The organism is Niveibacterium sp. COAC-50, from assembly GCF_013184235.1.
Taxonomy (GTDB): Bacteria; Pseudomonadota; Gammaproteobacteria; order Burkholderiales; family Rhodocyclaceae; genus Niveibacterium; species Niveibacterium microcysteis.
In genome coordinates this window covers 941,527-964,987 of record NZ_JABCJM010000001.1, presented here as the reverse complement: position 1 = coordinate 964,987, position 23,461 = coordinate 941,527, and the positions used below count along the sequence as shown (strand labels likewise).

Here is a 23,461-nt window from a genome sequence, read left to right as displayed (position 1 = left end):
GCCATCAGCCGGCGCGGGGATGCCCACGATGGTCCGTATCATCGACAGGCGGTTCGACAGCAAGAACAAAAGCGCGGTCAATCGCCAGCGCTTCTTTCGGCGCTTCAAGCAGCAGATACGCAAGGCGGTAGCCGACGCGATCGATGGCCGCTCGATCCGCGACGTCGACAACGGCGAAAGCGTGTCGATTCCGACCAAGGACATCTCCGAGCCGCAGTTCGGCTTGGGGCGTGGGGGCGAATGGGAGACGGTCTTCTCGGGCAACGACCAGTTCGCCGCTGGTGACGAGGTGGATCGCCCCATCGGTGGAGCCGGCGGCTCCGGCAAAGGCAAGGCGAGCAACGAAGGAGAAGGCGAGGACGACTTCGTCTTCCAGCTCTCACGCGAAGAGTTCCTCGATGTCTTCTTCGACGATCTCGCGCTGCCGAATCTGGTGAAGACGCAGCTGGCGGCGATTCCTGAATACAAGCTCCAGCGGGCGGGTTTCACGTCCAGCGGTACGCCGGCCAATATCAACATCGTGCGTTCCTTGCGCGGTGCGCTGGGGCGCAGGTTGGCGCTCGGTTCGCCCTACTCCACGCAACTCCGCGAAGCGCTCGACAAACTCGACACCCTTCGCAAGACGCGTCCAGACACCGACCCGGAGGTCGAGGCTTTACTGGAAGAAATCGCCACGCTGCGAGCGAAGATCGAGGGCATTCCCTTCATCGACAAGGTCGACCTTCGCTACAACAACCGCATCCGCGTGCCCAAGCCTTCCACGCGCGCGGTGATGTTCTGCGTCATGGATGTTTCCGGCTCGATGGACGAGGAGAAGAAAGCGACGGCCAAGCGCTTCTTCATGCTCCTTTACCTGTTCCTGACGCGGAATTACGAAAAGATCGAAGTGGTGTTCATTCGCCACCACACGGTGGCAAAGGAAGTCGACGAAGAGGATTTCTTCCACTCGCGCGAGTCTGGCGGCACCGTGGTGTCGAGCGCATTGGAGTTGATGAAGGACATCATCCAGGAACGCTACGCCACCAACCTGTGGAATATCTACGGCGCCCAGGCATCGGACGGCGACAACTGGGAAAACGACTCGCCGCGCTGCCGCGAGTTGCTTGCGGACAACATCCTTCCCTTCGTGCAGCACTTCGCTTACATCGAGATCACACCGGGCGAGCCGCAGAACCTTTGGCGGGAGTACGAAAAGCTGCAAGGCGGCCACGGCAACTTTGCGATGCAGCGCATCGAGGCACTGGCCAACATATACCCTGTCTTTCGCGAACTCTTCAAGAAGAGCAGCGTATGAAAAAACGCCGCAACAAACCGCTACCCGCCCCGGCGGAATGGAGTTTCGAGCTGATCGACGCGTACCACCGCGAGATCGCTCGCGTTGCCGAAATGCACGGTCTGGACACCTATCCCAACCAGATCGAGGTGATCACATCCGAACAGATGATGGACGCCTACGCCTCGGTCGGCATGCCGGTGAACTATCACCACTGGAGTTTCGGCAAGCATTTCCTGTCCACCGAGAAAGGCTACCGGCGCGGGCAGATGGGGCTCGCCTACGAGATCGTGATCAATTCGAACCCCTGCATCGCCTACCTCATGGAAGAAAACACCATGACGATGCAGGCGTTGGTGATCGCTCACGCCGCCTACGGCCACAACTCCTTCTTCAAGGGCAACTACCTGTTCCGCACCTGGACGAATGCCGACGCGATCATCGACTACCTGGTGTTCGCACGCAGCTACATCACGCAGTGCGAGGAGCGCTACGGGGAGGAAGAGGTCGAGCTGCTGCTGGACTCTTGTCACGCCCTGATGAACGTGGGCGTAGACCGCTACAAGCGGCCGCCGAAGCTCTCACTGGAAAAAGAGCAACTGCGTCAGCATGAACGCGAGGAGTACCTGCAGAGCCAGGTCAACGATCTGTGGCGCACCTTGCCCGCACACGACGTGAAGCCCAGCGAAGTGCAAGCCGTGCGCTTTCCGCCGGAGCCGGAAGAGAACGTGCTGTATTTCTTCGAAAAGCACGCTCCGCTGCTCGAACCCTGGCAACGCGAAGTGGTCCGGATCGTGCGCAAGATCGCGCAATACTTCTTCCCGCAACGGCAAACACAAGTCATGAACGAGGGGTGGGCGACCTTCTGGCACTACACCCTGCTCAACACGCTTTACGACGAAGGGCTGCTGACCGACTCGTTCATGATGGAGTTCCTGCACTCGCATACCAACGTGGTGATGCAGCCGCCGTACAACTCGAAATGGTATTCGGGCATCAACCCTTACGCCTTGGGATTCGCGATGTGGAGCGACATCCGCCGGATCTGCGAGCACCCCACAGAGGAAGACTACCGCTGGTTCCCGGACATCGCCGGCGGCAACTGGCATGAGGTATTCGACTTCGCGATGCGCAGCTTCAAGGACGAGAGCTTCATCGCGCAGTTCCTGTCACCGAAATTGATTCGCGATTTCAAGCTGTTCGCCGTACTGGACGACGATCGCAACCAGAAGCTGCATGTCACGGCGATCCACGACGAAGCCGGCTATCGCGCGATCCGCGAGAAGTTATCGGATCAGTACAACATCGGCAGCCGCGAACCCAGCATCCAGGTCTGGAACGTCGATCTGCGTGGCGATCGGTCGCTGACACTGCGCCACCACGCCTACCATCGCCGACCAATTGGTGACGGGATGGACGAAGTGCTGCGACACGTCGCGCGGCTATGGGGATTCAACGTACGGCTTGAGACCCAGCACGAAGACGGCCGCGTCGAAACCCTGCGCGAGATGCGCTTCGAGCGGCGCCAGCCTCGCGCCGCGTGACCTAGCCGCCGGGAGACTGAAAGGCGCCGGGCGACCAGCGCTGCGGCGCGACGGGCCGAGTCTGTAGTGGGTGGACGTACTCGGCAACCGGCGTGAGGTCGACGCCGCCAGACGCCAGACCCGCCTTGGCGGTAGCGCCAAACAGCTTCGAATCGCTGCGCAGGTGGTAGTCGTCACGCTGCGGGCGCACGAAGTCCGGCCAATCGCCCACGACGTTGCCCTGCCCGGCGCCCGCCGGAAGATCCAGCGAGGCGCCCTGCCCCACCAGAAGGTTGTTCACCGCCACGACCGCCACACCGGCGCGCACATCGAGCATTCTGGCGCCTTGTGGCCGATCGTTCACGATCGTGTTGTGCGACAGGTAGAGCGCGTTCTTGGGCCACTTGAGCCCCTCGGCACCGAAACTGATGATCTTGCTGTTCTCGGTGGTGCTGGATTGCTCGATCTGGTTGCCCACCACCAGCGCCGTACCGCCGGATGGGAACTCCAGCTCATAACTCGCGCGGCCACCGATTTCGTCGGTCAGACGGTTGTAGAGAATGCGGTTCTCGCGCGCGCGCGACTTGAGCAGATGACCGACCTTGGCGTGATGGAAGTAGCTGCCGGTGACTTGCAGGCTGGCAATGGTACCAACGTACAGGTTGTGGCTCTGACCTTCGCCCGAGCCGTTGTAGCCAAACTCGCTGCGCTCGATCTCCAGCGACAGGCGCTCGTCGTTGGCAGTGAGGATGCCGTTCTCGTTTTCAAGAAAGCGGCAACCGACCACGGTCAGTTTGCCTGCTTCGTGGCGAATCCCTGCACCGTTGCGATCGCGCACCTTGGCGCCGCGGAACTCGAGGTTCTCGATCCGGATGCGGTCGCCACGCACGACGAAGATCGCCTTGTTCTCGGCCGCGGCCCCCATCGCGATCAACTTCGGCATCGCGCCAAGACCACGAATCGTCAGGTCCTGCTGGGTCCAGACCGCGACATCCGCCTTGTAATCGCCCGAGGCAATCTCGACGACATCGCCGTCACGCGCAACGCGGGCTGCCTCGGCGATGGTGTGGATACGCTCGGCTGGGCCGACACGCAGGGTATCCGCCCAGGCACTGCAGGTCACCGCGCAGGCGGCAAATACGACGAGGCGGGAAACGTTCGATGGGCGCATCGGGCTAGCATGCCCCATGCGCTCCCTGCCGTGAAGTGGAAAAGTCCTCAGAAGCGGTCAGCGTAGCGTTCGGTTTCCCAGGCATGCACCGCACGTGAATACTCGATCCACTCCATTCGCTTGAAGCGGCAGAACTCTGCGGTAAACGCCGAACCCAACGCTTCGCCGAGCGAGGTGTCAGACTCCAGCGCCGCCACCGCCTCACCCAGGTTCTGCGGCAGTTGGGCAATGCCACGCACGCGCAGCTCCGCCAGCATCAGCTCATACAGATCATCGGCAACCGGCGCACCCGGAGACAGGCTGCGCTCGACACCATCAAGCCCGGCGGCGATCACGCCCGCAAGCGCAAGATAGGGGTTTGCCGAGGCATCGGGCAAACGCCACTCCAACCGCGAATGTGCGACCCGAACCAGCGTGGTGCGGTTGTTGTCGCCATAGCCGATATGCGCCGGCGCCCAGGTCGTGCCAGACAATGACTCGCCGACCACCAAGCGCTTGTAGGAATTTACTGTGGGCGCGCAAAGCGCAGCCAGCGCCGGTGCGTGATGCAGCAGGCCGGCGAGGAAGTGGTAAGCGGTTTGCGACAACCCAAGCCCCTGCGCATCGCTGCGATCGGTGAATACCGCGCGCCCGCCTGCGTCCGCGATCGACAGGTGAAAATGCAAGCCACTGCCGGGCATGTTCGCGAAGGGCTTGGGCATCATCGAGAACACCATGCCCAGCGATTCGGCAATCGAATGTGCCGCCATCTTGAACAGCATGAAGCGATCCGCTGCTGACAGCGCATCGCTGTAGTGGTAGTTCACCTCGTACTGGCCGCTGGCATCCTCGTGGTCGATCTGGAACACGTCCAGGCCACACGCCTGCAATGCATCGGTCAGCGCACCCAGAAACGCTTGCTGACGCGTGAGGGACTTGTAGTCGTACGAAGGCTTTTCGAGGCGGTCGTGTCCGTCAGCGGGGCTGACGCTGCCATCCGAGTTGCGCTGCAGCAGAAAGAACTCGGGCTCCAGGCCGGCGTTCAGCGTCCAGCCACGTTCCGCAAGCCGCGCCACCTGGCGGCGCAGAATCTGGCGCGGGCACAGCGCGAACGGCTCGCCACCCACGTAGCCATCACAGACCACGCGCGCATGCCCCGGCAACCACGGCAGTACCTGCGCGGTCGAGATATCGCCACGACCGTAGTACTCGGACCGCAGCCCATGGCGCGGCAGCCCCGTGCCCCAGATCGACGGGCCCGAAAAGCCAGCGCCCGCAGTGAAGATATCTTCCAGGTGGCTCAACGGTACCGTCTTACCCTTGGCTACACCCTGGATGTCGGTGAACTGCGCGAACACGTAGCGCACGCCAGCGTCGCCCAAACGGCGGCGCAAAGCGTCAATCTGATGCTGCTCAACGCCATTCGATGCGGTCATGGCGATCTCTCCGTTCGGGGTTCTTCATTGTGATTACGTGTAACGCTCAGCGCAGGATGCGGCCATCGGCGCCGAGTACCACGAGTTCGCCAACGTTCCGCTCACGATCTTCGCGCGCAAGCATGACGGTGATGCCGCCGGCGTCGACGCTTCGGTTCGTTTCAAGGGCGCGGCGCAGGGAATCGCGCGTCGGTTGGCTGCCGGCACGGCGCAGCCCGTCCGAGATCACGCGTGCGGCCATGCAACCCTCCAGCGTGAACTCATCCGGCGCCTTTCCGGCTTTGCGTGCTGCCGCCTCAAGGTCGCGGGCCAAGGGTAGCGAGGCATTGGCGGGCGACGGCACGGCAAGGCCGATCCCGACACCGCGTGCGCTGGGGCCCATCAAGCGCGTCAGCGGGCGCGAGCCAACGTCCCCATGGGCGAGCAGTTGCCCAACGAAACCAGCCCTGCGCAAGCGCATGAACACGTCTGCGGTCGAGGTATAGCCGGCCAGCGAAAGCACAGCGTCGGGGCGAGCGGAGAGCAGCGCTCTGGCCTGTGGATCGAGCTCCATCGAGCCGGTCTCCGCCTCGGCCACTGCAACCAGTTGAACCCCGTTCGCGGCCGCTGCGGCGCGCACGACAGCCAACAATTCGGCACCCGCCGCATCGCGCGTTGCAAACGCGCCTAGTCGCTTCACCCCGAGGCGCGCGGCCTGCGAAACCAGGCTCGTCGCAATCGTTCTGTCCGGGCTTCGGACCGGGAAGACCCAGCCACTGGCATCCTGCATGATCGTCTGCGCACCCGACATTGGCGCCACTAGGGGCAGGCGCGCTGCGGCCGCGCGTTTGGCAGCTTCCGCGGCATCGTGTCGACCAAAGAAGCCGGTCAGCGCAATCACGCTGTCCTTGCCCGGTAGCTCCCACGCCCGTAGATCTTCCGCCGCCAATTCAGCCTCGGCGTCGTCCGTGACTTTCAATGTCACGCCTCGCCCAACCGGATCAGACGCCAAGCAGGTGCGCAATCCATCGAGAAAGCTGACGCCAATCTCGGCCGACGCGCCAGAGAGCGGCAAGCTCACGCCCACGGCCATCGCAGGCCGGGCAGTCTGCGCCTGGCTCGCCGGCGCACCGCATAGCAGAGCGATCGCGGCAGCCGCCCTTAGCCGGGCACGGCCCGCCGCGCCGATCACGCCGCCGCCAGCGCGTCGGCCAGAATCCCTAGCGCCTCGTCAAAAATCGCGTCGGGCGTGGTGAGCGGATACAACAAACGCAGCACGTTGCCGTAGACGCCACAGGTCAGCAGGATCAGGCCCTTCTCCAGTGCCTTGGCCTGTACCCGCTTGGTGAAGTCCGCGTCTGGCTTGCCGGTGGCCGGGTCGTTGAATTCAACCGCAACCATCGAGCCTGGCCCGCGCACATCCACAATCTGCGGCACCTTCGCGCGCTGGGCGTTGAGAAAGCCACGCAGCTTCTCGCCCAAGGCGTTGGAGCGCTCGATCAGCCCCTCCTCCTTGATCACATCAATCACGGCATGCGAGGCAGCAATCGCCATCGGGCTACCGGCATAGGTACCACCGAGACCGCCGGGCAGCGGCGCATCCATGATCTCGGCGCGGCCGCAGACAGCCGACAGCGTGGTGCCGCCGGCCATGCTCTTGGCCATGGTCATGATGTCCGGCAGCACCGGGTAGTGCTCCATCGCAAACCACTTGCCGGTGCGGCCGAAGCCGGTCTGCACTTCGTCGGCAACCAGCAGGATGCCGTGCTCATCGCACAGCTTGCGCAGCGCCACCATGAAGTCGACCGGCGCCTGGTAGAAACCGCCCTCGCCCTGTACCGGTTCGAGGATGATCGCCGCGACGCGCGCGGGTTCGATATCGGACTTAAACAGGTGCTGGATGTAGTCGAGCGAATCCTGAACGCTCACGCCATGCAGCGGCACCGGGAATGGGGCGTGGAAGATCTCACCGGGGAATGGCCCGAAGCCGACCTTGTAGGGCACCACCTTGCCGGTGAGCGCCGCAGCCATCATCGAGCGGCCGTGGAAGGCGCCCGAGAAGGCGATGATGCCGGAGCGCTTGGTCGCCGCGCGCGCGATTTTCACGACGTTCTCGACCGCCTCAGCACCGGTCGAGAAGAACGCCGTCTTCTTCGCATGCGTGCCTGGCGTCAGCTGGTTGATCTTCTCCGCGAGGGTAACGTAGCTCTCGTAGGGAACGACCTGGTAGCAGCTGTGCGTGAAGCGCTCAAGCTGTTCGGCGACGGCGGCCATTACCTTCGGGTGACGATGCCCTGTATTGAGCACCGCGATGCCGCCACCAAAATCGATGTAGCGGCGCCCTTCAACATCCCACAGCTCGGCGTTCTCGGCGCGATCGATGAAGAACGAATTGCCGACGGCGATACCGCGCGGCGTGGCGGCGAGACGGCGTTCGTGGAGTTCCTTGTTGCTGGCCATGTTCAGGTTCCTGCTGTTCATTCGAGACCAATCCAGGTCGTCTTGAGTTCGGTGTACTTGTCCATCGCGTGCAGCGATTTGTCGCGCCCGTTGCCGGACTGCTTGTAGCCGCCGAAGGGCACGGTGATGTCGTCTTCGTCGTACTGGTTCACATGCACGGTGCCGGCACGCAGCGCGCGGGCAATGCGATGCGCCTTGTTGATGTCGCGGGTCCACACGCCAGCCTGCAGCCCATAGATGGTCTGGTTCGCCTGCTGGATCGCCTCTTCGACCGTGTCGAAGGCAAGCACCGAGAGCACCGGGCCGAAGATCTCCTCACGCGCGATCGTCATGTCGTTGCGCACGCCATCAAACAGCGTCGGTGCAACGTAGTAGCCACCGGTTTCGGCACGCGCCTGCTCACCGCCAGCAAGCACCTTGGCACCTTCCTTGCGGCCAGAGTCGATGTAGCGCAGCACGGTATCGAGCTGGGTGCGGTCGACCAGGGCGCCCATCACGGTGTCGTCAGCCAGCGGGTCGGCCGGCGCGTATTTGGGAATCAGCGCCAGCGCGCGTTCGATGAAGGCATCCTTGATCGAACGCTCGACGAAGAGGCGCGACGGCGCGTTGCAGCTCTCGCCCTGGTTGTAGAAGATCGAGCCGATCGAAGACGCCACCGCGCGGTCCAGATCCGGGCAGTCAGCGCACACGATGTTCGGCGACTTGCCGCCCAGTTCTGTCCAGGCGCGCTTGAGGTTGCTCTGGCCGGCATTGACCATGATGAGCTTGCCGACGCGGGTGGAGCCGGTGAAGGCGATGCAGTCGACATCCATGTGCAGCGACAACGCATTGCCGGCCTCGTGACCGAAGCCTGGCACGACGTTGAACACGCCGGGCGGGATCCCCGCCTCCAGTGCGAGCTCCGCGAGGCGCAGTGCGGTGAGCGGCGACTTTTCGGAAGGCTTCAGCACCACGCTGTTGCCCACCGCCAGCGCCGGCGCGATCTTCCACGAGGCCATCAGCATCGGGTAGTTCCACGGCACGATGGCGCCCACCACACCGACGGGCTCGCGCGTGATCAGGGCCAGCGCGCTATCGCTGGTCGGCGCGATCTCGTCGTAGATCTTGTCGATCGCCTCGCCGTACCAACGGATCGTGTTTGCGCAGGCGTTGACGTCGGTCGCGCGGGCGTTGCGGATCGGCTTGCCCATGTCGAGCGTTTCGGTCAGCGCGAGTTCGTCCTTGTGCGCGAGGATCAGGTCCGCAAAGCGAACCATGATCTGCTTGCGCGAACGCGGCGACAGTCCGGCCCAGCGACGGTCCTCGAACGCCGCGCGCGCCGCCACCACCGCGGCATCAATATCCGCCGCATCACCCCGCGCAACGGCGGCGAGATAACGCCCATCGACCGGCGAATTGCATTCAAAGGTCTGCCCGCTCACGGCAGCGACGCGCTCACCGTTGATCAGGGCGCGGCCGTCGAATTTCAGGCGGGCCGCCATTTCGGTCCAGGAGTTCTGTTGTGTCGTCATGACTTCAATTCCTGTGCTTTCCGGATTCCTGACACGGCACGCTCGTGCAGGAACCGTCGCGAGCGGTTCGAGGCTGAAGCGAGAAGCACAGCCGTACGAGATGTACGGCGAGCATCACAGCTTCAGGATCGGGCCGCGCAGTAGGTTCATGCGTGAGCGTTCAGCGGTCGATGCCGCCGAGACAGATGTACTTGATCTCGAGATAGTCCTCGATACCGTACTTCGAACCTTCGCGCCCCAGCCCGGACTGCTTCACGCCACCGAAGGGCGCGAGCTCGTTCGAGATCAGGCCGGTGTTGACGCCCACCATGCCGTACTCCAGCGCCTCGGCGACGCGGAAGATGCGGCCGATGTCACGGCTGTAGAAGTAGCTGGCGAGACCGAACTCGGTGTCGTTGGACATGGCGATGACGTCTGCCTCGTCCTTGAACTTGATCAGCGGGGCGACCGGGCCGAAGGTCTCCTCACGGAAGATCTTCATGTCGCGGGTGACACCAGTCAGCACGGTGGGCTCGTAGAAAGTGCGGCCCAGCGCATGGCGCTTGCCGCCCGTCGCCACCGCACCGCCCGCGGCGAGCACGTCGCTGACGTGTTCCTCGACCTTGGCGAGCGCCTTGCTGTCGATCAGCGGGCCTTGCTGCACGCCCTCTTCCATCCCGTTGCCAACCTTCATCGCGCCGACCTTGGCGGCGAGCTTGGCAGCGAAGGCCTCATAAACGCCCTCCTGCACGAACAAGCGGTTGGCGCACACGCAGGTCTGGCCGGTGTTGCGGAACTTAGATATCAACGCACCCTCGACGGCCTGATCGAGATCGGCATCGTCGAACACGATGAAGGGCGCGTTGCCACCGAGTTCCAGCGAGAGCTTCTTGATCGTGTCGGCGGACTGGCGCATCAGGATCCGGCCCACCTCGGTAGAGCCGGTGAAGCTCAGCTTCGCGACCGTCGGATTGCCGGTCATCTCGCCACCGATCTCGGTCGACGAGCCGGTGATGACGCTGAAGAGACCCGCCGGCAGGCCCGCTTCTTCCGCCAGCACGGCGAGCGCGAGCGCGGAGAAAGGCGTTTGCGTCGCGGGCTTGAGCACCATCGCACAACCTGCTGCCAGCGCCGGGCCGGCCTTGCGCGTGATCATCGCGTTGGGGAAGTTCCACGGCGTGATCGCGGCGCACACGCCGATCGGCTGTTTGATGACGATCAGCCGCTTGTCCGCCTGGTGCTGCGGGATGGTGTCGCCGTAGATGCGCTTACCCTCTTCGGCAAACCATTCGATGAAGGATGCGCCGTAGGCGATCTCCCCCTTCGCTTCGGCAAAGGGCTTGCCCTGCTCTGCAGTCAGAATGCGCGCGAGGTCGTCCTGATGCTTCATCATCAGGTCGAACCAGCGGCGCAGCACTGCGGCGCGTTCCTTGGCAGTCTTGGCTGCCCAGGCCTTCTGCGCAACTCGCCCTGCTTCGATCGCGCGGCGCGTTTCCGCGACACCCGCCATCGGCACGGTGCCGAGCTTCTCCCCCGTCGCAGGATTGATGACCTCGGCAGTCTTTCCACTGTCGGCGTCACACCAACGACCATCAATATAGGCCTGCTGGCGCAGCAGGTCCTTGCGTTGCAGTTCCATGAGATTTTTCCGTCAGCGCTTTGAACCGCGCCGGACGCCCGCCCGGCGCGAAAGTACTGGCCGCTCCGCCCCCCAGCGAAGCTGGCCAGCAGGGGATCAGAACGAAACCACCGTTGCGACCCCGAACAACTGGTTGTCCTTCTTGTACGAACCGTCCTTCACGTTCTCGAACACATGCTTGTTGGAACCGTCGTAGCGGTATTCCATCTTGAACACGGTATTCAGGTTGAACGCGTAGCCGAGACCGAAGGTGAGTGCATAACGGTTGGACCCCTTGCTGTCCGGATCCTCACCCCAGGTGCCGGCTGCGTCGTCATAGACAAAGCCGGGACCGATACCGTTGCGACCATCGGAGAAGTTGTATCCGAGCAAGCCGCCACCGTTTTTGCTGTTGTTGATGTAGTCGGCGCGCATGATGCCTTCGAGCTGCGGCGTGAACTTGTACGCAGCAAGGCCAGAGAGCCCCCACCAGCGTGCGTCCTGCAGTTCGCCTGTATCGGGATTCGCGTAGACCGCCGCCTTCTTCTGCTGGCCAAACGAGACCTGGCCTTGCACCGTCCAGTCACCGCGGATGAAGTACCCGTCGAGTTCAAACAAGTTGAGCGCGGTGTCCTTGCCCGACTGATCCGGGTACACAAGGCTGCCGGTGTCGTCGGTTTCATCCGCACGAAGGTTCGCGGCCTTGCCATGCACCCCGGCGAAGCCAAAGCCATTGAACTCACCCTTCGCGTAGTCAACGCGGTAGGCAAGCACCGGAGCCTTGTTGCCACTGTTCTTCTTGCTCGCGTTCATGTTCGCGAGCAGGCCTTTGACGATCCACTTGCCGCTGGTGATTTCCATACCGGCACCGGTGTAAGCGGTCGGCAGCGTGAAGTCGAACAGCAGGTTGTGGGTGATCAGCTTGTTCTGCGTGCCCGGCAGGTATTCGTAGCCAGACCAATCAGGGATCTGACCAGCGATGAAGCGCGTCTGGAGATCGGTCAAAGGCACCGAGACCGAGGCCTCGGCGATGATGTTGCCCGGGCTGAACACTTCACCCACGCCACGGTTTGGCTGCAAGGTCAGGCGCCATTTCGTGCCGCCATCCATTTCTTTCTGAATGTCGAGCTGGCCCATGCCGAAGTAGCCGTTGTCGTAGTTGTAGCCATCGTCCCCGACCTGGTTGAGGAACTGGAAGCCGGCGCGATCCTGGCGCTGGTTGTAGATGAAGGTCGGATCGATATAGCCGCTGATCTTCAAGCCCCGCAAGCCAGAGGCATCACGCGCGTCCTCCAGCGCCTCAGCCTTGACCGCAATGCGGTTGAACTCGGCTTGCTGATCAGGCGTCATGCCCGGCTGTACGGGTTCTGCAGGCGGCACGGCGACCGCGGCCGTCGCCGGTGCAGCGGCCTTCTTGCTTTCTTCCGACTTGAGCTTTTGCTCAAGCTCGGTCACCCGCTGCTTGAGCGCGCGCAGTTCGTTGAGCAGTTCCTTGTTCGACTGCGCCTGCGCGGCCGCAGGAAACGCCGCGGCCAATGCCAGTGCCAGGGTGGTGACCTTCAAGGCTTTCATCGGGCTCTCCTCTTGGGTGAAATCTGTTTGGTCTGGTAAATGGATCAGGACGCACGCTGAGCGGCGGCCATTTCGCGGGCGCGACGGCGCTCCGCACGGGCAATCAGGTAACTGGCGGTGATCACTGCAATCGATACGACTGCGATGATCACGGTGGCGACGGCATTGACACTGGGGTTCAGGCCAAGGCGTGCGCGCGAGAAGATCACCAGCGGCATCGTCGTGGAGCCGGGGCCGGACAAGAAGGCCGACAGCACGACATCATCCAGAGACAGCGTGAAAGTCAGCAGCCAGGCAGAAGCCAGGGCCTGCGCGATCATCGGCATCGTCACGAGGAAGAACACCTGGTGCGGCTTGGCACCCAGATCCATGGCGGCCTCTTCGATCTGCGGGTTCAGATCCTGCAGGCGCGCCTGGATGACCACCGTGGCATAGGCAAGGCCAAGCAGCAGGTGGCCCATCCAGATCGTCATCGCGCCACGCTCCGGAAAGCCCAGCCAGTGCTGCACCGATACGAGCATGAGCAGCAGCGAGAGGCCGATGATCACTTCCGGCATCACCAGCGGCGCGTTGACCATGCCGGTGAACATCGTGCGGCCGAAGAAGCGCTTGTACTTGACCAGCGTGAAGGCTGCGAACATGCCAATCACCACCGAGGCGCAGGCGGTGAAGAACGCTACCTTCAGCGACAGCCAGAAGCCGGTGAGCATCTCGGTATCGTTCATCAGCTTGCCGTACCACTTGAAGGTGAAGCCCCCCCATGTGGTCGGCAACGGCGAGTTGTTGAACGAGTAGATCACCAGCGCGACGATCGGCAGGTAAAGGAAGGCATAGCCCCCCGCCAGCCAGGCCTTGCCGAAGCGCCGGTTGAAGGTTTCGCCGAAGATCGGCGGCTTCTTGCCATTCATCAGCGGGCCTCCTGTGCTTCAGCCTGGTACTTGTTGAAGATCGCCAGCGGCACGATGATCAGCAGGATCATCACCACGGCAACACCAGAGGCCATCGGCCAGTCGTTGTTCGAGAAGAACTCGTCCCACAGCACGCGGCCGATCATCAGCGTCTCTGGCCCGCCGAGCAGTTCCGGAATCACGAACTCGCCCACGCAGGGGATGAAGACCAGCATGGAGCCAGCGATGATGCCGGCCTTGGACAAGGGCACGGTGATCTTCCAGAACGTGGTCCAGGGCGTGGCGCCGAGGTCCGCCGCAGCTTCCAGCAGGCGCAGATCCATCTTCGCGAGATTGGCGTAGAGCGGCAGGATCATGAAGGGCAGATAGGTGTAAACCATGCCCAGCACCAGCGAGAACGGCGTGTTCATGAACTTGCCCAGCGCCGGTATCAAGCCTGCCGCTACAAGCAGGTGGTCGATGCGCAGCAATTCGAGCAGGTTGGCGACCCAGCCGTTTTCACCCAGCAAGCCCTTCCACGCATAGACGCGCAACAGGAAGGAAGTCCAGAACGGCAGCATCACCATCATCAGCAGCGCAGGCTGCAGCGAAGGCTTGGCACGCGCCATGAAGTAGGAGAACGGATAGCCGATCAGCAGCGAGAGCAGCGTGGTGATCGCGGCGTACTTCAAACTCGCGAGGTAGGTCTTGAAGTACAGCGGATCTTCAGCAATGAACTCGTAGTTGCTGAGCTTCAGCGTGAGTTGAAGCAGCCCGTCCTTGTAGGTCAGCAAGTCCTTGAAGTGCACCGTCTCCATTTCAGAGACGCTGATCTTCATGACGATCAGGAAGGGCAGCAGGAAGAACACCAGCAGCCAGGCGTATGGCACGCCGATAACCGCTGTGCGTCCGCTCAGCAGCTTCGACTTGCGCAAGCGCGCGAGGAAGGTTTGAGGTCTCATCGCGCGCCCTTCACTGCGTGAGCACAACCTGCGACAGCGGCGTCCAGCTCGCCCATACCTCGTCGCCCCACGTCAGCGGATCATCGCGATGACGCGCGATGTTGCTCTCGCTGACCTTGAGCACCAGGCCGCTGCCAAGCTGGATGTGATAAACGGTGTGGCTGCCGAAATACACCATGTCCTTGATCGTGCCGCGCACATGGTTGTATTCGCCTTCCGGGCGTTCCCGGGTGACGTGGATCTTCTCCGGACGAACCGCCACCGAAACAGGCATCCCCTCGTTACCGGTGATGCCGTGGCCAACGTAGTGCTTGCAGTCGGCGCACTCGATGATCACGTGGTCGGGGTTGTCGTCGATCAGCGTGCCATCCATCAGATTCACGTTGCCGATGAAGTCCGCGACGAAACGGTTCGCTGGCGTTTCGTACACCTCGCTCGGTGCTCCGATCTGCAGGATGTTGCCTTCGCTCATGATCGCGATGCGCGAGGCCATGGTCATCGCCTCTTCCTGATCGTGCGTCACCATCACGACCGTGACACCCACCTGCTCGATGATGTTCACCAGCTCGATCTGGGTTTCCTCGCGCAGCTTCTTGTCCAGCGCGCCGAGTGGTTCGTCGAGCAGCAACAGATCGGGTCGCTTCGCGAGGCTGCGCGCCAACGCCACGCGCTGCTGCTGACCGCCGGAGAGCTGGTGCGGTTTGCGTTTTGCGTACTTCGAGAGCTGCACCAGCTTGAGCATCTTCTCGACGCGTGCAGCGATGTCGTCTTTCGGCATGCCATCGCGCTTGAGGCCGAAGGCGACGTTCTCCTCCACCGAAAGATGCGGGAACAGCGCGTAAGACTGGAACATCATGTTGATCGGCCGCAGATAAGGCGGCAAACCCGCCAGATCGTGACCATTAAGGATGATGCGCCCGGAGGTCGGGGTTTCGAATCCCGCAAGCATCCGCAAGAGCGTCGTCTTGCCGCAGCCGCTCGATCCGAGCAGCGCGAAAATTTCTCCCTTGGCGATGTCGATGCTGACGTGATTAACCGCCTTCACGCCGCCAAAGTCCTTTACGACGTCCTTGATCTGAAGAAACGCCGGTGCTTGCGAAACCACCATTCCCCTCCCTCCGTTCCGTCTCGTTCGGGTCCGCTTACAGACCAGTCTTGAACGACGTGTAAATCCGCGTCATCTGGCGGCGAATGTCGTTGTTGATCGCGTCCGGCATCGCCATCTTCTTCATGTCCGCATCGGAGAGGAAAACGGTCGGATTGCTGGCGACTTCGGGCTTCACGAACTTCTTCGATTCCTTGTTCGGATTCGCGTAGAAGACTTTGTTCGTCAGGCTGCCATGCACTTCGGGGCGCATGATGTAGTTGATGAACTTGTGCGCGTTGTCCGGGTGCGGCGCATCGGCCGGGATAACCATCGTGTCCATGAACACAATGCCGCCGGTCTTCGGAATCAGGGCCTGGATGTTTTGACCGGTCTTGCCGTCGATGGCACGTTGGCGCGCGATGTTGATGTCGCCAGACCAACCGAGCGACAAACAGATCGAGCCATTCGCCATGTCATTGATGTAACCCGACGAGCTGAACAGCGTCACGTACGGGCGCACGCTCTTGAGCAGCGCCGGCACCTGGCCGTAGTCGGAAACATTCTTGCTGTAGGCCGGCTTGCCCAGGTAGTGCAGTGCGGCCGGCACCACTTCGGTCGCCGAGTCGAGGAAGGAGACGCCGCAGCTCTTGAGCTTGGAGATGTATTCCGGTTTGAAAACCAGATCCCAGGCATTTTCCGGCATCGGCATGTTGCCCAGTGCCGCCTTCACCTTGTCAACGTTGATGCCAACCGTGGTGTAGCCCCACAGCCAGTTCACCATGTACTGGTTGCCTGGATCGAGCTTCGCGAGTGCAGCCTGGAAGTCGGGATCAAGGTTCTTCAGGTTGGGCAGCTTGCTCTTGTCGAGCTTCATCAGCAGGCCGCCATCAGCCTGGATCTTCGCCCAGTAGGACGACGGCACCACCACGTCATAGCCCGTCTTGCCAGCCACCAGCTTGGCGTGAACGATTTCGTTGTTGTCGAAATTGTCGTAACGGACCTTGATGCCGGTTTCCTTCTCGAAGTTCTTGAGCGTGTCTTCCGCGATGTAATCCGACCAGTTGTAGACGTTCAGGACCTTTTCTTCTTCCGCATGCGCCGCAAAAGCCAGCGCAGCACACACGCCCACCGCACATCGCTTGAGGACGCGGTTCGAGAACACTTTCATTGGAAGCCTCCTGGTGGCTGGAAAACGAGTGACTGAATGACGCTTCATCTTTGCGAGCTGAGGGGGCTGCTGTTTCACGGCAACGCCCCGCTCTGACGCATGTCACGAACTTAGCAAAAATCGGACCCGTGCACCTGCACAAAATGCAGCCGCACTCAGATCCAGTTGCGTTGCTTGAGGTCTGCGTAGGTTTTGTCGAGACAGCTGCGGATCAGACCGACCATTTCATCGATCTGCGCCTTGGTAATCACCAGCGGCGGCGCAATGATCATCCGATCGCCGACCGCCCGCATGATCATGCCGTTGCCAAACATGTGGCCGCGGCAGACCATGCCCACTTCCAGTGCAGGATCGAAGGCTTCCTGCGTCGTTTTGTTCTTCACAAGCACCAGACCGGCAACCAGGCCGCAGGTTTCTGCGATGCCCACCAGCGGGTGGTCGGCCAGGGCCTCGAATTTTTCCTTGAGGTAGGGACCAGTCTCATCGCGCACTTTCTCGACCAGGTGTTCGCGGCGAATGATCTCGATGTTTTCCAGCGCCACGGCGCAGGCAACCGGGTGCCCGGAATAGGTGTAGCCGTGGTTGAACTCGCCACCTTTTTCCAGCAGCACCTTTGCGATGCGATCGCCAACCATGACGCCCCCAAGTGGCACATAGCCCGAGGTCACGCCCTTGGCGAAGGTCATCAGATCCGGCTTGTAGCCGAACTTCTCGCAGCCCCACCATTCACCCAGCCGGCCAAAGCCGCAGATGACCTCGTCCGAAACCAGCAAAATTCCGTACTTGTCGCAGATGCGCTGAATCTCGGGCCAATAGGTCTTGGGCGGAATGATCACGCCACCGGCGCCCTGCACCGGTTCGCCGATAAAAGCGGCCACCTTGTCGGCACCAATTTCAAGGATCTTCTCTTCGAGCCAGCCCGCTGCCTTCAAGCCGAAAGCGTCCGGGTCCATGTCGCGACCGTTCTCGTACCAATAGGGCTGCTCGATATGCACGATATTGGGGATCGGCAGATCCCCTTGTGCGTGCATGCCGCTCATGCCACCAAGCGATGCGCCACACATCGTCGAACCGTGATAAGCGTTATGACGACTGATGATTACCTTGCGCTGCGGTTGCTCCAGGAGATCCCAGTAGCGGCGCACCATACGTACCACCGTGTCGTTACCCTCCGAGCCGGAGCCGGAGAAGAAGACGTGGTTGAACTGCGGTGGCGTCACCTCGGTCAGCAGCTTGGCAAGCTGCGCGGCGGGTACGTTGGTGGTCTGGAAGAAGCTGTTGTAGTACGGCATCTCAAGCAGCTGCTTGTAGGCCGCGTCGGCGAGTTCCTTGCGCCCGTAGCCGACGTTCACACACCAGAGCCCGGACATGCCATCAAGGATCTTGTGCCCCTCAGAATCCCACACATAGATCCCCTCCCCCTTCACCATCACGCGCGCCCCTTTTTGGCCAAGCGCCTGGTTGTCAGTGAAGGGATGCAGGTAGTGCGCACCGTCGATCGCCTGGATCGCCTTGGTATCCACCCTGGTGTTTTCATTCATGTTCATGGTTTCGTGTTCCTTCGAATGCTCTCGCAGACAAAACGGCGCCCTTTGCGCGCCACGCGGGCGCGCCTTTGCAGCGTCAATCACACATGCAGCAACAGGTGTTCGCGTTCCCAAGGGCTGATCACGCGCATGAACTCTTCGTATTCGTGATCCTTCACTGCCGAATACACGGTTACGAAACGGTCGCCGATCACCTTGCGCAGCGGCTCGCAGCCACGCAACAGGTCAAGCGCTTCAGCCAGGCTGCGCGGCAGTTGGTAGTCGGAGTCATACGCGCTGCCGCTGGCTTCCGGTGTCGGTTCGATCTGTTCCTTGATGCCGAGGTAGCCGCAGGCCAGCGTGGCAGCAAAGGCGAGGTAGGGATTCGCATCAGCGCCGATCACGCGGTTCTCCACGCGACGGTTCTTCGGGTCGGAATGCGGTACGCGAAGGCCGACGGTGCGGTTGTCTGCACCCCACTGCACGTTGATCGGCGCAGCGGTGTGCCGCACCAGGCGACGATAGGAATTGACGTACGGCGCCATCAGCGCCATGCAAGCCGGCAGGTACTTCTGCAGCCCGCCGATGTAGTGATAGAAGGCCTTCGACGCAGTGCCATCCGGGTTGCTGAAGATGTTCTCGCCGGTCTTTGCATCCACCACGCTCTGGTGCACATGCATCGCCGACCCCGGCTCACCCGCCATCGGCTTGGCCATGAAGGTGGCGTACATGTCGTGGCGCAGCGCGGTTTCACGCAGCGTGCGTTTGAAGAAGAACACCTTGTCGGCAAGACCGAGCGGCTCGTTGTGGAGAAAGTTGATCTCCATCTGGCCGGCACCGATTTCGTGGATCAGCGTATCGACGTCCAGCTCCATCGCGTCGCAGTAGTCGTAGATGTCCTCGAACAGCGGGTCGAACTCGTTCACCGCATCGATCGAGTAGGCCTGACGGCTGGTCTCGGAGCGGCCACTGCGGCCGACCGGCGGACGCAGCGGAATATCCGGGTCCGGCGCGCGGGCGATCAGGTAGAACTCCAGCTCCGGCGCGATCACCGGCTTCCAGCCCATCTCGGTATAGAGGTCGCGCACATGGCGCAATACGCTGCGCGGCGCGAAATCCACGAGGGTGCCATTCGAGAAGTAGCAGTCGTGGATGACCTGCGCAGTCGGGTCTGCAGCCCAAGGCACCAGGCGAACCGTAGCGGGGTCGGGCAGCAAGACCATGTCGCGATCGTTGCCCGAAATCACACCGTTGTAGCCTTCATCCTTGTCCGGGTACTCGCCGGTCACAGTGCCCGCCACAACGGCTTCGGGCAGGCGCATGCCGCGGTCCTGGGTGAACTTCTCGCGGGGCAGGATCTTGCCGCGCGCCACACCGGTCAGGTCGGGCACCAGACATTCAAGTTCGGTCACGCGCTTCTCGTCGAGCCAGCGCTCCATGTCCTGATGGGAAAAGTTTTCACGCAAAGTCATAGTCGGTCTCTTTGGTTTCGTCGCATGCGGCGATCGGCCCCTCGCTGGGGTTCGGGCTCGCCGCCAGCCCGCTGGCTGGCGTTCGCCCCTAGGGCAGGTAGGCCAACCAGACGACGAATCGGGATTCACGGTTCATCACGCACTCCGCGCCAGCATCCGTTTGCGACAGGCGTCGCCAAACGCAGCAAAGATCCGGGTCGACACAGGGTTCTCGGGGGCCTTCCATTCCGGGTGCCATTGCACACCGAGGGCGAACGCCTCGGCCGCTGCCACCCGGAAGGCCTCGACCAGACCGTCGTCCGCCAGCGCCTCGGCCACCAGGCCATCCGCAAGCCGATCGATACCCTGGCCGTGCACCGAATTCACGCCGACGCGCGTGGCGCCGACGATCTCCGCGAGCCGGCCCGACAAGGTGACCGGATGGGCTTCGCCGTACTGCACATCGAGCGAAGCCGTCTTGTCCTCGCGGTGGTCCATGTAGCCGGGCGTCTCATGCACCGCCTGATGAAGCGAGCCACCAAACGCAACGTTCATTTCCTGAAAGCCGCGGCAGATTGCGAACAGCGGCACGCCACGCGCGATCGCACGGCGGGTCAGCGGCAGCGTCACCGCATCGCGCGCCGGGTCGAGCGGCAGCGCCGGATTTCGCACCGCCTGATCGAAATGCGCCGGATGCACGTTGGAGACAGAGCCGGTCAGCATCACGCCATCTGCGATATTCAGCAGCGCATCGAGATCAGGCGTATCGCCCAGCACCGGAATCAGCAGCGGCTGGCAATCGGCGACCACGGCCACTGCATCGAGGTACTTCTTGCCGACTGCATTGAATGGATGCGCGCCGAGCATCTTGCTGCAGGCGGGAACGAGGACGATTGGCTTCTTCATCGGCAGAGGTAGTAGTCAGAATTCGGCGTGGTAGGTGTAACCCAGCTCACGCGCCACGGCCTCGCAGGTCACCTTGCCGCGATGGATATTCAGGCCGTTGCGCAAGTGATGGTTATCCTGCAAGGCGCGGCGATAGCCCTTGTTCGCGAGCTGGAGGACAAAGGGCAAGGTGGCGTTGGTCAGCGCGAGCGTTGAGGTCCGTGCAACGCCGCCGGGCATGTTGGCGACGCAGTAATGCACCACGCCGTCGACGATGTAGGTCGGCTCCTGATGGGTTGTCGCATGCGTGGTTTCGGCACAACCACCCTGATCCACCGCGACGTCGACAATCACCGAACCGGGCTTCATCAGCGCGAGCATCTCGCGCGTGATCAGCTTTGGCGCTGCCGCGCCGGGAATCAACACCGCACCGATCACCAGATCCGCTTCGCGCAGCGCGTCTTCGAGGTTCGCGCGGTTTGAGTAGAGCGTCTGCAGCCGCGGGCCGTAAAGGGCGTCGAGTTCCTTGAGCCGGTTGAGCGACACATCGAGAATCGTGACTTGCGCGCCGATTCCCATCGCGACACGCGCCGCATTCACACCGACCACACCGCCGCCCACGACCAGCACCTTGGCGGCGGGCACGCCGGGCACGCCGGGCAGCAACACGCCAGAACCACCTTGCGACTTCTCCAGCGCCTTGGCGCCGGCCTGAATCGCCATGCGGCCCGCAACTTCGCTCATCGGCGCCAGCAAGGGCAAGCCACCGCGGTCATCGGTCACCGTTTCGTAGGCGATCGCAACCGCGTCCGATTCCACAAGCAGGCGTGTTTGCTCCGGATCCGGCGCGAGGTGCAAATACGTGAAGAGCACCTGACCGGGCCGCAGCGCGCGACACTCGTCCGGCTGCGGCTCCTTGACCTTGACCACCATCTCCGCCTGCGCAAACACGCTGGCAGCATCTGGCGCGATACGCGCCCCGACGGCTTCGTACTGCGCATCGCTGAACCCGACCCCAGCCCCCGCCTGAGTCTGCACCAGCACCTGATGGCCATTTCGCACCAACTCCGCGGCCCCCGCCGGCGTCAGGCCGACGCGGTACTCGTGGTTCTTGATTTCCTTGGTTACGCCTACAAGCATGGTCTCCCCCCTCGCTCGCCCGTCGCACACCACCTGTGTAGTGTGGTCGCTGAACCATCCAATTGGTAGTGACAATGTAACGCGTTTTGGTATTATTGAAAGCACCACTTTGTCGTTTTCGATGGTGCCACCGTGAGCTCTCTGCCGATTGCCGATCTGATTCTGGCCGAAATGGACCAGAGCGCCCGCGCAGGAAACGTGCCGCGTCATCGTCGTTTGTACGAGGCGATTCGCAGCGCAATCCTCTCCCGCCGCCTTCCTGTTGGCAGCAAACTGCCTTCAACACGAGATCTTGCAAGGGATTTAGGACTTTCAAGGAACACCGTCGTGACGGCGTTCGAGCAATTGCTCGCCGAAGGTTATGTCAGCTCCCGTACCGGCAGCGGCACCTTCGTGGCGGACACATTGCCCGAACCAGCGACCGAAGAATTGGCACCAGAGCGACAATCAAGAAATTCGCATCACAATGGTGCCATTGCACCGCAGCATGCACCACAAGAAGGCACCACTGCTGCCGTGGGTGCCACGCTGTCGGTTCGTGGGCGCCGTGTTGCAGACCATGCGGCCGGCCATCGCTACGAGATCCAGCCCTTCGTGCCCGGAGACGACGATTTCTCGGTCTTCCCGATCAAGCTCTGGCAACGCCTGCAAAACAAGTACTGGCGAGAGGCGCGACCGGAGCTGCTGGACTACGGCCAGAACGGCGGCTACCTGCCATTGCGCCGCGCCATCGCCGACTACCTGCGGGTATCGCGCTCGGTGCGCGTTACGGTGGATCAGGTGCTGATCACCGGCGGCACGCAGCATTCCCTGGACCTGTGCGCACAGCTGCTGGCGGACGCCGGCGACACCGCATGGGTTGAAGACCCTTGCTACTGGGGTGCGCAACGCGTGTTCGAATCACGCGACCTCGATTTGCATCCGGTGCGGGTTGACGACGAAGGCATGAACCCCACTGCCGAGGACCAGCACAAACCGCCGCGCCTGATCTACCTGACACCGTCGCACCAGTACCCCAAGAGCGTGGTGATGAGCCTCGCACGCCGCCGCCTGCTGCTCGATATCGCAGCGCGCACCGGGGCATGGATTCTTGAAGACGATTACGACAGCGAGTTCCGCTATACCGGACGGCCACTGTCGTCGCTGCAAGGGCTCGATACGCACGACCGCGTCGTGTACATGGGCACCTTCTCGAAGATCCTCTACCCCGGCATCAAGGTGGGCTACATGGTGGTGCCGCCTGCACTGGTGGCACCATTTCGCAGCGCGCTCTATGACCTGCAACGACCCGGCCAGATGATGCAGCAAGCCGCCTTGGCCGACTTTCTGGAACAAGGCCATTTCGCAACCCATGTGCGCCGCATCCGTCAGCTCTACGGCCAACGCCGTGAATTGCTGCAGCGCACGCTCAAGCCCATCCTCGGCAACGCAGCCACGCTCTCAAAAGAGGAATCGGGCCTGCACCTGGTAATCCAGCTGCCGCCCGGTACCGACGATGAACGCCTGGCCCAGGAGGCAGCCGAACAGGGCCTGCAGGTGCGCGCGCTATCAACCTACTACCTTGGTGCCGAGAAGGAACGTGGCCTGGTGGTCGGCTATGCCTATGTGCCGACAGACAAAATCGCGTACTACGGCCGCCTGCTCGGCAACGTCGTCAAAGCTGCCTCGGCCGGCCGACGTTAAGTGACATAAGGCATCGCCGGCATTTGACGCGCCACAGATACATCACACAGGGGGACGGATAAGGTAATCATGCAACACACAGCGCACGCCGGGACGCGCTTGTGGTGTATGGTGCAAAGACGCGGCGAGACAAACATTGACGCAATAGCCAAGCGCCACCGAATCAGCCGG

18 protein-coding genes are annotated in these 23,461 nt (G+C 62.3%); 3 read left to right on the top strand and 15 right to left on the bottom strand.

The features are described 5' to 3' along the window. The first annotated feature begins 28 nt into the window (after window positions 1-28). Entirely contained in the window at window positions 29-1,294 is a 1,266-nt protein-coding gene (locus HH302_RS04300) for a YeaH/YhbH family protein (RefSeq protein ID WP_172198678.1), read from the top strand. Further along, entirely contained in the window at window positions 1,291-2,817 is a 1,527-nt protein-coding gene (locus tag HH302_RS04295) for a SpoVR family protein (protein ID WP_172198674.1), read from the top strand. Before HH302_RS04300 ends, HH302_RS04295 begins: the two co-directional genes overlap by 4 nt. A gap of 1 nt (window position 2,818) precedes the next feature. Here the strand turns inward: HH302_RS04295 and HH302_RS04290 are convergent, their stop codons facing one another. From HH302_RS04290 to ald, 15 genes are all read right to left on the bottom strand, one after another. Further along, a complete protein-coding gene (locus tag HH302_RS04290; protein ID WP_172198671.1) occupies window positions 2,819-3,967 on the bottom strand; it encodes a hypothetical protein in 1,149 nt (382 codons plus the stop codon). Window positions 3,968-4,014: 47 nt separating this feature from the next. After that, on the bottom strand, window positions 4,015-5,382 hold the full coding sequence (gene glnT, locus HH302_RS04285) for a type III glutamate--ammonia ligase (RefSeq protein WP_172198668.1): 1,368 nt from the start codon (window positions 5,380-5,382) through the stop codon (window positions 4,015-4,017). Between the two features lie 46 nt (window positions 5,383-5,428). Next, window positions 5,429-6,442: an ABC transporter substrate-binding protein gene (locus tag HH302_RS04280; RefSeq protein WP_172198665.1), complete on the bottom strand. Its 1,014-nt coding sequence runs from the start codon at window positions 6,440-6,442 to the stop codon at window positions 5,429-5,431. Between the two features lie 107 nt (window positions 6,443-6,549). Further along, on the bottom strand, window positions 6,550-7,842 hold the full coding sequence (gene gabT, locus HH302_RS04275; protein WP_206253125.1) for a 4-aminobutyrate--2-oxoglutarate transaminase: 1,293 nt from the start codon (window positions 7,840-7,842) through the stop codon (window positions 6,550-6,552). Then, window positions 7,839-9,332, bottom strand: coding sequence for an aldehyde dehydrogenase (locus HH302_RS04270; protein ID WP_172198662.1), 1,494 nt, complete (start codon window positions 9,330-9,332; stop codon window positions 7,839-7,841). The genes gabT and HH302_RS04270 overlap by 4 nt, the downstream gene beginning before the upstream one ends. Window positions 9,333-9,492: 160 nt before the next feature. Then, window positions 9,493-10,950, bottom strand: a complete 1,458-nt coding sequence (gene gabD, locus HH302_RS04265) for an NADP-dependent succinate-semialdehyde dehydrogenase (RefSeq protein ID WP_172198660.1) — start codon at window positions 10,948-10,950, stop codon at window positions 9,493-9,495. A 96-nt stretch (window positions 10,951-11,046) separates the two neighbouring features. Next, window positions 11,047-12,501, bottom strand: coding sequence for a DUF3138 family protein (locus HH302_RS04260; RefSeq protein WP_172198657.1), 1,455 nt, complete (start codon window positions 12,499-12,501; stop codon window positions 11,047-11,049). A 44-nt stretch (window positions 12,502-12,545) separates the two neighbouring features. Further along, window positions 12,546-13,409: an ABC transporter permease gene (locus HH302_RS04255; RefSeq protein WP_172198655.1), complete on the bottom strand. Its 864-nt coding sequence runs from the start codon at window positions 13,407-13,409 to the stop codon at window positions 12,546-12,548. Next, a complete protein-coding gene (locus HH302_RS04250; protein ID WP_172198653.1) occupies window positions 13,409-14,350 on the bottom strand; it encodes an ABC transporter permease subunit in 942 nt (313 codons plus the stop codon). The genes HH302_RS04255 and HH302_RS04250 overlap by 1 nt, the downstream gene beginning before the upstream one ends. 10 nt (window positions 14,351-14,360) lie before the next feature. Beyond that, window positions 14,361-15,458, bottom strand: a complete 1,098-nt coding sequence (locus HH302_RS04245; RefSeq protein WP_172198651.1) for an ABC transporter ATP-binding protein — start codon at window positions 15,456-15,458, stop codon at window positions 14,361-14,363. 34 nt (window positions 15,459-15,492) lie between these two features. Beyond that, window positions 15,493-16,605, bottom strand: a complete 1,113-nt coding sequence (locus tag HH302_RS04240) for a polyamine ABC transporter substrate-binding protein (protein ID WP_172198649.1) — start codon at window positions 16,603-16,605, stop codon at window positions 15,493-15,495. A 155-nt stretch (window positions 16,606-16,760) separates the two neighbouring features. After that, window positions 16,761-18,152, bottom strand: a complete 1,392-nt coding sequence (locus HH302_RS04235) for an aspartate aminotransferase family protein (RefSeq protein WP_172198647.1) — start codon at window positions 18,150-18,152, stop codon at window positions 16,761-16,763. Window positions 18,153-18,232: 80 nt separating this feature from the next. Further along, window positions 18,233-19,603 (bottom strand): glutamine synthetase family protein, encoded by a 1,371-nt coding sequence (locus HH302_RS04230; protein WP_172198645.1) that lies wholly within the window; start codon window positions 19,601-19,603, stop codon window positions 18,233-18,235. 135 nt (window positions 19,604-19,738) lie between these two features. Beyond that, on the bottom strand, window positions 19,739-20,488 hold the full coding sequence (locus tag HH302_RS04225; protein ID WP_172198642.1) for a gamma-glutamyl-gamma-aminobutyrate hydrolase family protein: 750 nt from the start codon (window positions 20,486-20,488) through the stop codon (window positions 19,739-19,741). Between the two features lie 15 nt (window positions 20,489-20,503). Continuing rightward, window positions 20,504-21,607 carry an alanine dehydrogenase gene (gene ald, locus HH302_RS04220; RefSeq protein WP_172198639.1) on the bottom strand — a complete coding sequence of 368 codons (1,104 nt, stop codon included), beginning with the start codon at window positions 21,605-21,607 and terminating at the stop codon, window positions 20,504-20,506. Between the two features lie 171 nt (window positions 21,608-21,778). Here ald and HH302_RS04215 point away from each other — a divergent pair, with 171 nt between their 5' ends. Further along, window positions 21,779-23,290 (top strand): PLP-dependent aminotransferase family protein, encoded by a 1,512-nt coding sequence (locus HH302_RS04215; protein WP_172200716.1) that lies wholly within the window; start codon window positions 21,779-21,781, stop codon window positions 23,288-23,290. Window positions 23,291-23,461 lie beyond the last annotated feature (171 nt).

What these genes read in the sequence shown, in the direction of transcription:
- HH302_RS04300 (WP_172198678.1), top strand. Translation starts at nt 29, where the DNA reads ATGGTCCGTATCATCGACAGGCGGTTCGACAGCAAGAACAAAAGCGCG.
- HH302_RS04295 (WP_172198674.1), top strand. Translation starts at nt 1,291, where the DNA reads ATGAAAAAACGCCGCAACAAACCGCTACCCGCCCCGGCGGAATGGAGT.
- HH302_RS04290 (WP_172198671.1), bottom strand. Translation starts at nt 3,967, where the DNA reads ATGCGCCCATCGAACGTTTCCCGCCTCGTCGTATTTGCCGCCTGCGCG.
- glnT (WP_172198668.1), bottom strand. Translation starts at nt 5,382, where the DNA reads ATGACCGCATCGAATGGCGTTGAGCAGCATCAGATTGACGCTTTGCGC.
- gabT (WP_206253125.1), bottom strand. Translation starts at nt 7,842, where the DNA reads ATGAACAGCAGGAACCTGAACATGGCCAGCAACAAGGAACTCCACGAA.
- HH302_RS04270 (WP_172198662.1), bottom strand. Translation starts at nt 9,332, where the DNA reads ATGACGACACAACAGAACTCCTGGACCGAAATGGCGGCCCGCCTGAAA.
- gabD (WP_172198660.1), bottom strand. Translation starts at nt 10,950, where the DNA reads ATGGAACTGCAACGCAAGGACCTGCTGCGCCAGCAGGCCTATATTGAT.
- HH302_RS04260 (WP_172198657.1), bottom strand. Translation starts at nt 12,501, where the DNA reads ATGAAAGCCTTGAAGGTCACCACCCTGGCACTGGCATTGGCCGCGGCG.
- HH302_RS04255 (WP_172198655.1), bottom strand. Translation starts at nt 13,409, where the DNA reads ATGAATGGCAAGAAGCCGCCGATCTTCGGCGAAACCTTCAACCGGCGC.
- HH302_RS04250 (WP_172198653.1), bottom strand. Translation starts at nt 14,350, where the DNA reads ATGAGACCTCAAACCTTCCTCGCGCGCTTGCGCAAGTCGAAGCTGCTG.
- HH302_RS04245 (WP_172198651.1), bottom strand. Translation starts at nt 15,458, where the DNA reads ATGGTGGTTTCGCAAGCACCGGCGTTTCTTCAGATCAAGGACGTCGTA.
- HH302_RS04240 (WP_172198649.1), bottom strand. Translation starts at nt 16,605, where the DNA reads ATGAAAGTGTTCTCGAACCGCGTCCTCAAGCGATGTGCGGTGGGCGTG.
- HH302_RS04235 (WP_172198647.1), bottom strand. Translation starts at nt 18,152, where the DNA reads ATGAACATGAATGAAAACACCAGGGTGGATACCAAGGCGATCCAGGCG.
- HH302_RS04230 (WP_172198645.1), bottom strand. Translation starts at nt 19,603, where the DNA reads ATGACTTTGCGTGAAAACTTTTCCCATCAGGACATGGAGCGCTGGCTC.
- HH302_RS04225 (WP_172198642.1), bottom strand. Translation starts at nt 20,488, where the DNA reads ATGAAGAAGCCAATCGTCCTCGTTCCCGCCTGCAGCAAGATGCTCGGC.
- ald (WP_172198639.1), bottom strand. Translation starts at nt 21,607, where the DNA reads ATGCTTGTAGGCGTAACCAAGGAAATCAAGAACCACGAGTACCGCGTC.
- HH302_RS04215 (WP_172200716.1), top strand. Translation starts at nt 21,779, where the DNA reads ATGGACCAGAGCGCCCGCGCAGGAAACGTGCCGCGTCATCGTCGTTTG.